The organism is Caldithrix sp., assembly GCF_056497305.1.
In genome coordinates this window covers 1-13,101 of sequence record NZ_JBSMDE010000016.1, presented here as the reverse complement: position 1 = coordinate 13,101, position 13,101 = coordinate 1, and the positions used below count along the sequence as shown (strand labels likewise).

The following is a 13,101-nucleotide window of genomic DNA, read 5'->3' as shown; positions in this document are numbered from 1 at the left end:
TTGGGCTTTTGTGGGTGGTTTTTTGCTCATCTGGGGAGCGCGCATGGCCGGTGGTTGCACCAGTGGGCATATTCTCTCCGGTGGCATGCAGCTGGCATTCAGTAGTTTAGCCTTTGCTCTGTTTGCTTTGATCGGCTTGTTGGTTACAGGACGAATTTTTTACCGTAACGCAAGTTAAACTTCAAAAAAAGCCTAAATTTTGATTGAGCGCCAGGCATCAATGGCTGTACTTTGTTTGGATGGAACGGTTGACTTCTAATCCATTTTGTTTAAAATAGATAACCAAGGGCGCTCAGAACGACAAACTGCAGGCCGTAAATGAATTCGCGTATACCGATTTGTTTTACATTCAATGGGCTTCGCCAGGGCGAAAGACCGTACAACCCTCGCAGGCTTAGAATGAGCACGCTGATCCCGGCCAGTGTGGGGATCAATCGCTGGGCCATTAAAATAAGAGCCACCAAAAAGGTGAGTATTTGCCAGCTTTGAGCCAGGTAAAACGAATAAGGCTGTTTCCTTTCCAGCCTTAATCGGTAGTGAACATACAGAGTGGTATTTAAACTCCGCAGATAAATTAGAATGAGAAACGGCCAGGCATGTGGCCATTCCCAGCCTGAAGATAGAACAATAGACAGGGCAATTAGGCCGATTGCGATTGAGGCCATTATTTCTGTAAGCAGGGCGCGGTGTAATTTGAAATATTCTAACATAAAATAGATCAGCATTAAACTCAAAGCCACAATCAGGGGCAGTGACACAAAGACGATACTTTGTCTTAAAAAAAGGTAAAGAAAGACCAGTGCCGGCCCACTGTAAAGTATTAAAAAAAACAATGCCCATTGTTTCTCGTTTTTGCCAGCAAGCAGAATTCTGGCTGGCTGGTGAGCCAAAAAGGCAAAAAAGGCTCCCAAGAAAAGTAAAAGCCCCGGAGAAGAATAAGCAATAATTAAGGCTAATGTCAATGGCTCCAGAGTTAGTCCCCAGGAACCATGTTCCGGGGGAAGAGCGATTTTCTTAATCGATTTAAGCATTGAGCTTTCCTTTAAGTAGTTGATTAAACGTAAAGAAAGACAAATTTCCGCAAAAATTAATTGCAATTCAAACATTTTAGAAAAATCTCATTAAAAAGATCTGACGCCTTCGTGTGCGAAAATTTTTGTGATGCCTGAGGAAGAAAAACCGTTGAATTGTTGAATGATTGAATGGTTTGATGGCCTGTCCGGCTGATCCGTCCAGACCTGTCCGGTGGCCAGACCTGTCAGGCTGCGTCTTGCCAGACTGGCGGGCCTGTCAGGCTGGTGCTGCCAGACTGGCCTGTCCGGCTGGATAGCCGTCCAGACGGGCCTGTCCCCGAGAATCGCGATTTCCGCTGCGCTCCAACCGGCTGCCACGGCCAGACGGGCTGACGGGCTGACGGGCGCCCCTTTGCGGTTTTTTAAAGGTTGCGGCTTTGCTGTCTAAGTTTTAGTTAACCTGTTTAATGAAAAGGCGCCCGAATTCTGCTTTGCCCATAATAACGCCAACCATTGCCAGCATTCTGAATTTAAGGAACTGACAATTTTGTTATTCATCACATTGGCTTAAAAGATCATTTATTAAACTACACTAAATTTTTTATCTGGAGGAGTTATGTTTGCCAATAAGAACATTGGGTTGGTGGTAATTTTACTTTTAGTAGTTACACTCTCTTTAGCCGGAAATTACCGGCCGCCGTCGCCTTTAATCAAAAATAATCTGAAAGAATATGCCACTCTAAAAACCGAACGCGGTAGGATTGATGAAAAGACCGGCATTTACCGCTATCGGTACAATTTGAATGAAAGCGGATATTCTGGCTCCGCGGAGGAAGTGGCCCGAGCTTATTTAAAAGATCATTACAAGGCATTTGGTATCGATTCCTTACTGACCACATTAAAAACCGTGCGCTATCGGGAGACGCCTGGCGGTTATCATATCTTTTTTGATCAGGTCATAGATGGAGTGCCTGTGTACGATGGTCGCATGGTAGTGACGCTCAATCCGCAAAAAGCTGTAACTTTTGTGGCCAGTCATTATCGGCCCACTATTCGTCCGCAGCAGATTAATGCACAAATAAGTAAAGACGAGGCTTTGAAAATTGCTCATGATTATTTACAGATTAGCGGCAAAGCCCTTGGCGATTACACAGCCAAACTGGTCTGGTTCGAAAGCAAAGACCGGGGCACGGAACTCTGCTGGCGTGTTTCCATGCCAAATGAAAAGCCCATGGGCGATTGGGAAGTTCTGGTAAATGCAGTGGATGGACGCATTACTCATGTTAAAGATTTACAGATGTTCCACGAAGGGCGGGGAATGATCTTTAACCCGGATCCGTTGACGACTGCCGGCGTGGATTATGGCGGAAATTACAAAGATAATAACGATGCCGATTCCAACTACCTTAATGACGAACGCCAGGAAGCGGTTTTACCAGATTTGACCTATGAGAATGGTCTGTACAAATTAGAAGGCCCTTACGCTGTTTTGTCCGATAAAGAAGGGCCCTCGGATACCTTCCCTGAACTGGCCGATTCTTCTGCTTTTAACTACACGCGCAGCCAGCAGGAATTTGAAGACGTTATGGTGTACTACCATATCGATCTTTCTACGCGGCACTTAATTCTGGACCTGGGTTACGATGAGCCTGCCCAGCACCAATTTCAGGTCGATCCCCATGGCTTAAACGGGGATGACAACTCGCATTACATGTCTTCTTCCAATTATTGTGCATTTGGTGAAGGTGGCGTAGATGATGCCGAAGATGCCGATGTGATCTGGCATGAGCATGCCCATTCATTTCAGACCAACCTAACCGGCGGTATGTCCTACTCCGGGGAGACCATGTCGTTGCAAGAAGGAAGCTCGGATTACTGGGCTGCTTCTTACTCCCGTATTATTAACGATTTTCATTGGGGCTATGTGTTTAATTGGGACGGTCATAATGAATTCTGGGCTGGTAGGCGCTGTGATCTGGACTGGGTGTACCCGGATGATTACGTCAGCGGACACGATGGGGGACAGATCTGGTCTTCGGCTCTGATGGACATCTGGGCCGACCTGGGGCGTTTTATCACCGATCGTTTATTTATTGAAACGCATTACATCTGGGGCTATTCGCCCGGTTTACAGGATGCGGCCCAGGCCTACATTCAGGCAGATCGGAATCTGTACGATGGCGAACATCTTTCGGTTATTGTAGAACACTTTGCGGCCCACGGCCTGGTTAATAAAGAAGATTATCTGGCCGATATTCAACATACGCCCCTACAGGACACCGATGATGATGTTCATGATTATCCAGTAATCGCCACCATCACCCCGGGCCCCTCTCCATTGGATACCACGAGATTATGGGTGATCTGGGGCGTAAACACAAATACCCCTGGCGATACGTTGAACATGCATGCCACTGGGTATCCAGATGAATACAAAGCAGAAATTCCCGCGTCTGGAAATAACATCGATATTTCTTATTACATTGCAGTTGTAGATCAAAATAATCAGGTGACCTATGACCCCGCCAACCAGCCGGACAGCCTGTACACCTTTCATGTGGGCCCCGACACCATAAATCCTACGATTGAGCATACTGCGCTGGATGACCAGACGCTTGACAACTGGCCAGCTACGGTGAGCGCTACGGTTACCGATAATTTCGGCGTGGATACCGTCATTTGTTTCTTTTCGATCAACAATGATTCTTTGAATCAAAGTTTTCCCCTGTTAAGCAGCGGCGGCGATGTCTATTCTGCCAGTTTCCCGATAAGTGTGCAACTGCATGATTCGCTTTTTTACAGGATCCGTGCTGTAGATATCTCCAAAAATCAGAACCAGAGCGAGGAGCCGGCTACCGGATATCATGCCTTTAAAATCATTGCCAGCAAGGGGAAAATATTGATCGTGGATGACGAGCCTACGAACAAAAGCAATACGGCCCAGCCCAAAACAGATTACAGCAAAGCGGCCAACACAATGGCCACTTATCTTGCAGACTTAGGCTATGAAACGGTGACCGTTCCGGTTGCGGCTGCGCTGGACAGCGATTTTACAAAATATGATCTGATTATTTCTTCCAGCGGGGCCAATGCCTCGCCGGTGGCCGATGCCAATTATCGCTCTAAGCTGGAAAATTGGGTCAGTGATCCGGCCCATAAATTGCTGATCGAAGGCGGGGAAGTGGGTTACGATGCTTTGAAAAGTCCGGGCTATGCCTCCTTTGCCAGCAATGTGTTACATGTAGAACGATGGTGGGCTCATGATGGCGGTAGTCTTGAATTAAACAGCAGTTATCAGAATCATCCTCTGGTTACAACGCCCAATACTTTGCCAGGCAGCCTGGCCATTACCTATGGTTCTGCCAACGATCAGGATGTTTTGAGTCCGCTTTCGCCGGCCTATGCGGTTTACGGAACCAATTTACTGTCCAGCGCCATGGGCATTCTGGTCTATGATCCGGATGAGGATGAAACTTCGGCGCAAACGGTGTACTACGGTTTTAATTTCGATGCTTTGAGTGACCAGACGGTGGCCAGACAATTGCTGGAGAATTCGGTTAGCTACCTGCTGGCCGATCGGCCGCGTGGCCTAATTGAAGGCTATGTGGATATGACAGATAAAGAGGACGACAGCGGCGTTACCGTATATTTGAGCGGAGCTGCTACGGACTCTACGGTTACCAACTCAGTGGGCTACTATGCTTTCAGCGGTTTGAAAGACGGCACCTACACTGTAACTCCCCATGCTGAAGGCTACTCTTCTTCGCCGGATTCGACGGAAAATATTACGGTGAATCAGGATACGGTTTCCAATGTTAATTTCACGTTAACGCCCATTGTTTCAGCCCTCAGGATGAGCAATGGAGTACCTACCACGTATGCCGTTGAACAAAATTATCCCAATCCCTTCAATCCGACTACGACGATCCGGTACCAGATTCCTACGAGTTCCCTGGTGAATATGACTATTTACAATTTGCGGGGCGAACGGATTCGGACTCTGGTTTCCAGTCAACAAAGTGCCAATTTCTATTCTGTAACCTGGGACGGGAAAAATAATCAGGGACACAAGGTAGCCTCCGGCATTTACATCTACCGTTTCAAGGCCGGGGATTTCCAGGCAGTCAAAAAGATGATCTTGTTGAAGTAAAAAAGAGATAACGGAAGAGATGGGGAAGAATACGATCGGAAACAAATATATGAATAGCTTAAAAAATATTTTTTGACAGATAATACGGTTTCAGAAATGCGATCAGTTAGAAAAACGCACTTGCATTTTAGCCCGGTTTATTATGCTAAATTGTTGCCGCGTAATAGGAATAGGATGCTTTCATTAAAAGGTTTAATGTTTTTACATTCCAAAATTTATTTAATCGTTAATTGGTTTAATGATTGAGCAGTTGAATAACCTGTATGGCTGCGCCATATCAGACAAGGCTGACGGTCCGTCCTTGGACCGCACAGGTCTGTCTTATAGGATTGGGAATTACGCTTTAGTGCTAACTGGCTGTGCTTTGCCAGACTAACAGTTTAAAAAATCTGACAAACTTGTGCAATGGTTGCGTGTTTTATGTTTATTGTAAAATTTCTCCTTAAGCGTTCAATTACACTTATTTGCCTCTATTTTGGGCTTAAAATTTAACGGTTGCAATATCAAAAATCTCCCTAACATTATTCAACCGAAAAACCAATGTCTTTTGTGTTTGCTGCGGAGTGCCATAATGGGTAAAAATTTGTACAAACACCGTCACTTTTCCACTCAAAAGTTGTCTGTGGTTGCCAAAATAATGAGCTTTAATCTGATATTCACCCGGAACGGCTTTTTTTAATACGAATTCTTCCGGGCCATATCCATTGGTAAAATCGTTGGAAAGACGGCCACCAATTTTGGTGTTCCGATGGGCATAATAGCATTTTTCACTATCCGGATCAATTACCCACAAATCGATATCGGTATTATCGGCATCCCAGGTTAAGACAATACGTATATCTACAGGTAAATTTTTAATGAGACGTTTGTTGATGCCCGAAAGGTCTAACACTTTACCGCAGGTGGCAATGATGTTATTTAATTCATTTAAGGCAACAAGCTATATATTGGGAAAACGAGAATCCCACTGTGTTTTTACCACTTTCCACAATAATTCCACTGCTTCCTGATATTGCTTCTCTGCTGCAAGGGTTAAGGCCAGATCGCGGTAGGATTGCGGTTCTTCCGGGCGGATTTTCAGTACCTGTCGGAATGTTTTCTCGGCCAAGGCATATTGGCCTTCTTGCAAAAGACGGTAGCCCAACATGCGCAAAAGTTCATGATTCTCTATCATCAGTTCTGCCAGATTGGACAGCACGCGTAGCGCCAGAGAAGTATCTCCGTGCGAAAAAAAGAAATCGGACACGTCAAAATAAAAAGATGGGGCGTTTTGATATTTACTGCGATAAGACATGTAAATGGAATACCACCGGGGTTGTTCACCATTCTTTAGAGCCTCCAGGTAAGGGACGTTCGGATCCCATTTTTTCAGAAAGATGCTGCCAGAGGTGGAAACACTCCTTCTGGAACGACCGGCGGATGCCGCAGACTTTTCCAGGCCAACTGAAGGCCGTTCAAAAGCTCGCATTCGCTCTTCCGCTGAAGGGGGAAATTGATAGTAAACTCCTTGCGAAGGTTCCGTTTGCCTACTATGAGTTTGTGTTTCGGTTTGAGAACGAAGGAGCTCGCGCAAAATCGAATTTCCATCCTGCTCGCTGTTTTCAGCGCCATTTATCAGATCATCGATGGATAGAGATTTAGTGGGAATGGTACCAACAATACCTTCCAGGCGCTCGGGATCAATTTCTTTGCCTTTAAATTCCATGTTCCAGAATTCAATCCACTGCTGAAAGGTATCAACCACTCGCTCCAGAAAAGATTTTTCCATTTGGCTCTTATTTTCTTTTTGTTTCTGTAAGCTGGCGAAATATTTTTTCTGCATTTCCTTTTCCGGTGGAACCACCCGATACCTCAGGTAATCCTCCAACCGATCCAGCACCAACAGCGAGGTAAAGGGGGTAACCAGGCGAAATTCTTTGGCCAGTTGTACGATTTGTTTCTCATTCTTTTCCCGGTGAATGGCAAGTTGGGCAAGTTTATTCTTAGCCCACACCCGGCGAACAATGGGATTGTTAATCGCCTGATCCACCTGAATACGGACGAATCTTTTTAAAAAAACTTTATGCCCATCGCCAAAATGTAATTCCACAAGGGCCTCATCGGATTTCAATTGACCGACCAGCGAAAATTCCCATTGAACTTCAATCGGCATAACCGGATACAGTTCTGTTACTTCTCCCTTTTTAACCTTTACGCCCATAAAAAAGAGAGGTTGGTGTAACAACAAATTCACTGCCTGAGGCACGGTGATTTCGGTTAAATCCAGATAACGCCCCTTGCTGCTATCGGCCACAAATTGCAGGTAGGTATGATCCGCATTGGGGCTTGAGTTTAGCACCACTACAGGGGCTTTTCCCAGCCGCAGGTTCGGCGAGCCCAAATTGGACAGACCATCACTGCATAGAATGAATTCATCACAATTGTAATTATTTAAATCCAGTAGGCCCAGTTGTGTGCCGCCGTCATATTCCAGTTTTACAAGTGTATCCTGCAACGCCTGCCAGTTGCCGTTTTGTAAAATAAAAGATTGTTCCGTAATGATCTCATGGGCAAAGGTCACTAAGCGGATGGAAGCGTTCCCTATGGCTGCAAAATAACCGGCCAGAGTTTGCAGCTCTTTGGTGATATTGCGTTGATTAGCCGAAGCGGAAACATCCCATAATAGAGTGATGCGTCGGGGTAGGGGCCGCTTTTGTTTTTTAAAATTGACAAGAAGATGCGAGTAAAAAAATCGCGTATGGCGTGTGGTATCATTGAAAACGAATACCTTTTGTTGATTGGTGTCACGAGGAACGGTAAAGCCTATTTGCCGGTTGGATAAAAAGTTTTTTGCTTTAAAATCGGCGATGTAGGATTCGCTCCACTGTTTAAAAGTCAGGTTCGTTAAGCTGTTTTGAGTGAGCTGCGGGGCAACGGTTTGCTTGAATACCTGTACATGGATGGAAAACTCCTCAACACGCTGTTGAAATTGTAACGGCAAAAGGTATAGATACCCATGTTCTGTTTCTTTTAATTCCTGCTCGTAGGCCAGGACAACGCGTTTATAGCCATTGGCCGGAATGGGGAAGATGCGTGCCTTGAAATTGTTGCCTTTTGTCCATTCCAGCAGTCCGGGATCGATATTGCGTCGTTCCACTTCTTCAAAGATTCGTTGTCCGCGATTTTTTTCCACCACCACGCCTTCCCGCAAATGACCATTCACGTCCAGGGCAAAGCGGGAAACGGTTTGTCCTTTGCCCAGAGGGAAATAAAATTGACCTTCCAGTTGTCGATTGTTGGGATTAAAAAATGTCAAATCCATGGTGGTCGTTGCCAGATTCCCGGTAACTTTAACATCAATTGCTAATTTACTGAGCTGTAAGGCCACGGATTTGTTCTGATGCGAGTCGAAAACCAGCAAGGCGGGAAAATTTTGCGCCATTGCCAGGTTAAGTATAAAGAAAATGCATTGTAATGAAAATACCAAGCCACGCATCTTGCACTCCTTTTTTATAATAAATCAACTTTATTTAAAAACAATAGAGCCTAAGGCAGCCAAGCCGCAACCAAAAAATTTCTTTAAAAAATGACAGGCCGGTGCACTGGAAGCATTTAACTCTTATACTCATATACTCTTAACTTTACTCCTCCAACAGCAGAAGTCATTTCAAAAATTAGCCCTCTCCCCCTCGATCCCCCTCTCCCAGAATAAAAATCTGGGAGAGGGGGAAGGCTTACCAACTGTGTTGAAGATTTTCTTTCATGGCCCCATTCATGATCAGTGTGAATTCGGAATGTCAGCCCGATGCTCATTCAACCATTCAACAAATCAACAATTCAACGGTTTTACTTCCTCACACAGCACAAAAATTTTCGCACGCTAAAGCGTTTTATCTTTTGAAGGAAGTATTTTAAAGAAGCAGAAAACCTTTTTTAAACATAGGTCTTTTCTTTTTCAAAATGTTCGCTATCATTCTATCGTCAAATATTGAAATTTTTTCTGAAATAGCCGTTTCTTTTTATGATAATCCCAGATAAGAAATAGATAATCGCCATAAATAACAACCCATTTACGAAATGGGATGTGACTAATATCGTAACTCCATAATGAAATCTGCAATTTTTGCTCTTGCTTTAATTTCCAGGTTTGCGTATCCCAGAAATAAAGCGTAGGATAATCATCTTCCTCAGAGAAGATAGATATCAGGTATTTGCCATCCTGGCTAAAAACCATATTTGCCTCAAGATCGATATTCAATTTTTGAATGATCTTATTTTTATTCCAGTCATAAATGTAAATAGCAGAATAGTTGAGCGGTTTAAAGGCCAGAAAGTTACCGCATGGGCTGAAGGACAACGAGCTAAAACCATGCCATTCACGTGTGAAGATAGAATAGGGATGTTTGAAAATTTTTTCTGAGTCAAAGGTAAAACGCATCAAGTAGCCCCAATAGCCCTGTACAACCAGTTCATTATCGGAGGGATGAAAAATCATTCCTAGGGGATATTCAAACCAACCGCTCTTAAAGAGAACTTTTTGCTTGGTAAAGTAGGGGAAGCTATCGGTCTGAAAAGTAAATAGAGTAAAAATTGAGCTTTCATGCAGGCCGCTACCACTGATCCAGAAATTCGAATAAGGTTTATTGGCCATTGTGTTAACAATTCGGTGCGATACTTTCAAGGTATCCTGCAATCGTTTCCAATGAATGGTTTCCCAGGCGTAGATAGTGCTGTCGATGCTACCGACTAAAAGATATTGTCCATCCCATGAAAAGGTTGCTGTGGATAGAGATCGAACGGAATCAACGACTCGTATCTTTAAAGGCAGGCTTTGTAGATCCATAACCCATATCCGTCCAAGAGGATAATCAATCATAACTACATAGCGTCCGTTTGGCGATACGGCAACCGATTCGAGCGTTATATTTTTTTCCTTTTGGGAGCTTTTGTCATTTGGTATTTGTGTTTGACAACGCCAAACTAAGATTAACGCAAGAAAAAGGATAATCCAGCCCACAGAGGTATAAGAATAAGAACGCATTTTATTTTTCATATTCCGTTTCTGAATTTAGATTCTTTTTTATTTTGAGAAAGTTTTTAATCCCTTCGGCCAGCGCACGGCAGATTTGTTTTTTGAATCGAACATCGAGCAATTGTTGTCCACTCTTTACTGATTTTCCTGCTCGAAGACTGACCATAACCGCCGGTACCGGAGAGAATTTGATGAGATAGAACCTGGCGGGGGAGAGCAGCACGTTCTGCCCCTGATTCTCCAATTTTTTTTCTAAAAAACGCCCCAGTGTTAAACTGCTTGAATCATGGGGATTGTAAAACAGTTCGATGGCGTTACTGTCTTTAGACGTGGAGTTAACGTGGAGGGAGATAAATACCTCCGCTCCGGAGGCTGAAATCATTTCCAAACGCTTCTGTAAAAGGACAAAGGAATCAACCGATTGATGGGTAAAGCGGGGGATAAAATGGTGCTTTTCTAATTCCATAGCCAGAGCACGGGCATATTGCATACTGATTTGCTTTTCCGTCAGGCCGTCGTTCCAGACTACACCGGGGTCCTTCCCCCCATGCCCGGGGTCGATGAGGATGGTAATGGCAGATGCCGTTTGGGCCTGCAGAAGGGGCAGGGTAATGAACAAAATAAAGAGAAGGGGTAGGATGAAAAACTTCGAGTAATTTTGAAATTTCATTGTTTTACTCCCGCATTGGTTGAACACATGGAAATTAATATTGCAATTTTAGACCAATCCGGTTTCTATATCCTCGTCTGGCAGAGCGGGAATCCCTGTGCTGCCGGTAGAATATCGCTTACTTTCCATTCCCCCATTCCATGGCGAATGCAAAAATCTTTTCAATACCGTATTCATTTTCGCATTAATTTCTTTGCAACTATTATGCCACAATAAAAATTTGAGGCAATAGAAAAAACATTCCCTAAAATAGCAGAATATAAACGCACAAGAATTCTATCTCCTTATCTTCATAGAAATCCTAATCTTGCAACAGAACCTTTTGTCATTCTAAGGAAGCGAAGCGACCGAAGAATTTCCAGGGGCTTCATAGGAGATTCTTCGCTACGCTCAGAATGACAGGAATGAACACACCGGCTGTATTGTCATTCTGAACGGAGTCCCGCAACGGAGGGACGGAGTGAATAATCTCATCACCTTCCTTCTTCAAGCGCCCTTTGGGATTCTTCGCCCACCGCTGGCGCGGGTGGCGAAGAATGACAGGGCCCGAATGCACCATTTCTTCAATACTATTCTTGGCCAACAAACATCCGGGTTACAAACTAAAAAATTCTTGTTATGGAACCAGATTATACCAATCCTTTTTCCAGGTATGCTCTTTATTTCCGGCGGCTCAAGCGCCGCAGGTCATTATCATACCAGGGAAAGGGGGGAGGCACTTTTTCCTCTTTCCACTGATGTTTGCGGTATTTTTTCCAGGAGCGCATCGGGTATGGATCCATTGCGCAAACTAAATGACTTTCCGGCAAATAACGTGGGTGTCTTTTCCCACGCACCCGGATGAAATAGCCTTCCTCATTGTACAACGTGGCATAATATTGCCGTTTTTCGCTCCCCGTTTTATAGCGCCGTGGACTGACACACATATTCGGTCTCCCTTAATTTTATGGCCTTAAGGGAAACCGAATACTCCTTTAACAAGGTCAATGAGATTATGCATAACTCTTTAGGCTTTTTTATAGAACAATATTTTTGTTGACAAATTTATATTTTTCGTAATCCTTTCGCAAGCGTATTTTCTTTGCGCAAATTAGATTAGGAAGTATCTCTAAAAAATTGGCCCATCAATCGTTCTATCATAAATATTTTCGTTCCAGAACCGTATACCTGATTTTCTTTTTTTTTCGGGCAGGAAACGGTATTGTAAACCGCAATTCATCGTCCTCCAGGGTATAATCGTTTACCGGTATTTTCAAGATTTGCAATGGATGTTCCTCAAAATGCAAAACGATTAGTTTCAATGTTATGGGTTCCGTTTTAAAACTCTGGATGTTCAATTCATAGGTTACCTGCACGGAATCTGCCAGGGAATCTTTATCCACCGGTGTAACCTCCTTTATCCGATGCCAGGCTTTCACATCAAACAGCCGGCCCAGCAATATTTGCACCCGATCCAGAGCAGGAATATGCTCAATTTCCACGCTGGTTATAAAGGTTTTTTGATCTCCACGGTTTTTAAATATCTGAAACTTGCCTTTAGGCAAGGTAAATCCTAAACCATTCTCTTTTCGATTTTCAATATTTAACCTGGCCTCCACCCATGTTTCTTCAGAACGCACGGTTAGCCAGTACTCTTTGGCCACCTTCACCTCCAGAGGAGAGAACAGGGGAAATTTTCGGGATACACTTTGGGGAAGATGAATCAGCCTTTTTAAACTGAACAACTTAAAATCAGTAAGATTCTTTTCTTCAAAAGATCGATAGGAGCTTAAGGGCTGTGGTCTAAGATGCCTGGCAAAGCGACTGTAAAGCAGCATCTGCCACAAGGAGTAATCGCTATAGATTCGCGGTTCCCCACCAATGAGCAGACCAACTTTTGCCTGAGAAAAATCTTTACCACAATCATTTTCCAGATTTAACCAGCCCATTAAACGACACCGATTTTCCTTTTCATTCAACAAAGCTATGTATTCCACCTTCCAGTACATTTTATCCACCAGATAACCCAGTTCAAATTGTGCCTGACGTTTTTTATCGCTTTCCACTTCCATAAAATAACGTTTGTAAAAATCCTTTGATTGGAAAAACACCGTATCCTGTTCAAAAAAGAGGCCATAGGGCTCTTGCAGTTCCAACAATACTGGCTGATTTTGGTTGCTTTTTAGATATAGTCGCTTCCCATCATCAAACCATTCGATGAGCGAGCCGCTGATCCGGTCTCCATTGGGCATAAGAATGGTGATACGTTTATTTAGAT

The 13,101-nt window shown here is 44.0% G+C and carries 9 protein-coding genes; 3 read left to right on the top strand and 6 right to left on the bottom strand.

Annotated features, from left to right (window positions below):
* The first annotated feature begins 10 nt into the window (after positions 1-10).
* Positions 11-178: a YeeE/YedE thiosulfate transporter family protein gene (locus ACWB0I_RS01410; RefSeq protein WP_479386244.1), complete on the top strand. Its 168-nt coding sequence runs from the start codon at positions 11-13 to the stop codon at positions 176-178.
* A gap of 91 nt (positions 179-269) precedes the next feature.
* Here ACWB0I_RS01410 and ACWB0I_RS01405 read toward each other — a convergent pair whose 3' ends face one another.
* The gene (locus tag ACWB0I_RS01405) at positions 270-1,031 is read right to left on the bottom strand and encodes a YwiC-like family protein (protein WP_479386243.1); all 762 of its coding nucleotides are present in this window, start codon (positions 1,029-1,031) and stop codon (positions 270-272) included.
* A 598-nt stretch (positions 1,032-1,629) separates the two neighbouring features.
* Here ACWB0I_RS01405 and ACWB0I_RS01400 point away from each other — a divergent pair.
* A complete protein-coding gene (locus tag ACWB0I_RS01400) occupies positions 1,630-5,163 on the top strand; it encodes a carboxypeptidase regulatory-like domain-containing protein (protein WP_479386242.1) in 3,534 nt (1,177 codons plus the stop codon).
* 481 nt (positions 5,164-5,644) lie between these two features.
* On the opposite strand, the gene ACWB0I_RS01395 is transcribed toward ACWB0I_RS01400, so the two are convergent.
* The 4 genes from ACWB0I_RS01395 to ACWB0I_RS01380 all read right to left on the bottom strand — a co-directional run bounded on the left by ACWB0I_RS01395 (position 5,645) and on the right by ACWB0I_RS01380 (position 10,844).
* Positions 5,645-6,055 (bottom strand): YfaP family protein, encoded by a 411-nt coding sequence (locus tag ACWB0I_RS01395; RefSeq protein WP_479386241.1) that lies wholly within the window; start codon positions 6,053-6,055, stop codon positions 5,645-5,647.
* 48 nt (positions 6,056-6,103) lie between these two features.
* A complete protein-coding gene (locus ACWB0I_RS01390; RefSeq protein ID WP_479386240.1) occupies positions 6,104-8,638 on the bottom strand; it encodes a VIT domain-containing protein in 2,535 nt (844 codons plus the stop codon).
* Positions 8,639-9,112: 474 nt separating this feature from the next.
* Positions 9,113-9,985, bottom strand: a complete 873-nt coding sequence (locus ACWB0I_RS01385) for a WD40 repeat domain-containing protein (protein WP_479386239.1) — start codon at positions 9,983-9,985, stop codon at positions 9,113-9,115.
* Positions 9,986-10,184: 199 nt separating this feature from the next.
* Positions 10,185-10,844: an N-acetylmuramoyl-L-alanine amidase family protein gene (locus ACWB0I_RS01380; protein WP_479386238.1), complete on the bottom strand. Its 660-nt coding sequence runs from the start codon at positions 10,842-10,844 to the stop codon at positions 10,185-10,187.
* A gap of 460 nt (positions 10,845-11,304) precedes the next feature.
* On the opposite strand from ACWB0I_RS01380, the gene ACWB0I_RS01375 reads away from it, so the two are divergent.
* Complete coding sequence (locus tag ACWB0I_RS01375) at positions 11,305-11,688, top strand: hypothetical protein (protein ID WP_479386237.1); 384 nt, start codon at positions 11,305-11,307, stop codon at positions 11,686-11,688.
* A gap of 292 nt (positions 11,689-11,980) precedes the next feature.
* Here ACWB0I_RS01375 and ACWB0I_RS01370 read toward each other — a convergent pair.
* Positions 11,981-13,101: hypothetical protein (locus ACWB0I_RS01370; RefSeq protein ID WP_479386236.1), on the bottom strand; the 1,121-nt coding region annotated here is incomplete at its 5' end.

Excerpts from the sequence above, each read along its gene's own strand:
- ACWB0I_RS01405 (WP_479386243.1), bottom strand. The coding sequence starts at position 1,031 with ATGCTTAAATCGATTAAGAAAATCGCTCTTCCCCCGGAACATGGTTCC.
- ACWB0I_RS01400 (WP_479386242.1), top strand. The coding sequence starts at position 1,630 with ATGTTTGCCAATAAGAACATTGGGTTGGTGGTAATTTTACTTTTAGTA.
- ACWB0I_RS01390 (WP_479386240.1), bottom strand. The coding sequence starts at position 8,638 with ATGCGTGGCTTGGTATTTTCATTACAATGCATTTTCTTTATACTTAAC.
- ACWB0I_RS01385 (WP_479386239.1), bottom strand. The coding sequence starts at position 9,985 with ATGGATCTACAAAGCCTGCCTTTAAAGATACGAGTCGTTGATTCCGTT.
- ACWB0I_RS01380 (WP_479386238.1), bottom strand. The coding sequence starts at position 10,844 with ATGAAATTTCAAAATTACTCGAAGTTTTTCATCCTACCCCTTCTCTTT.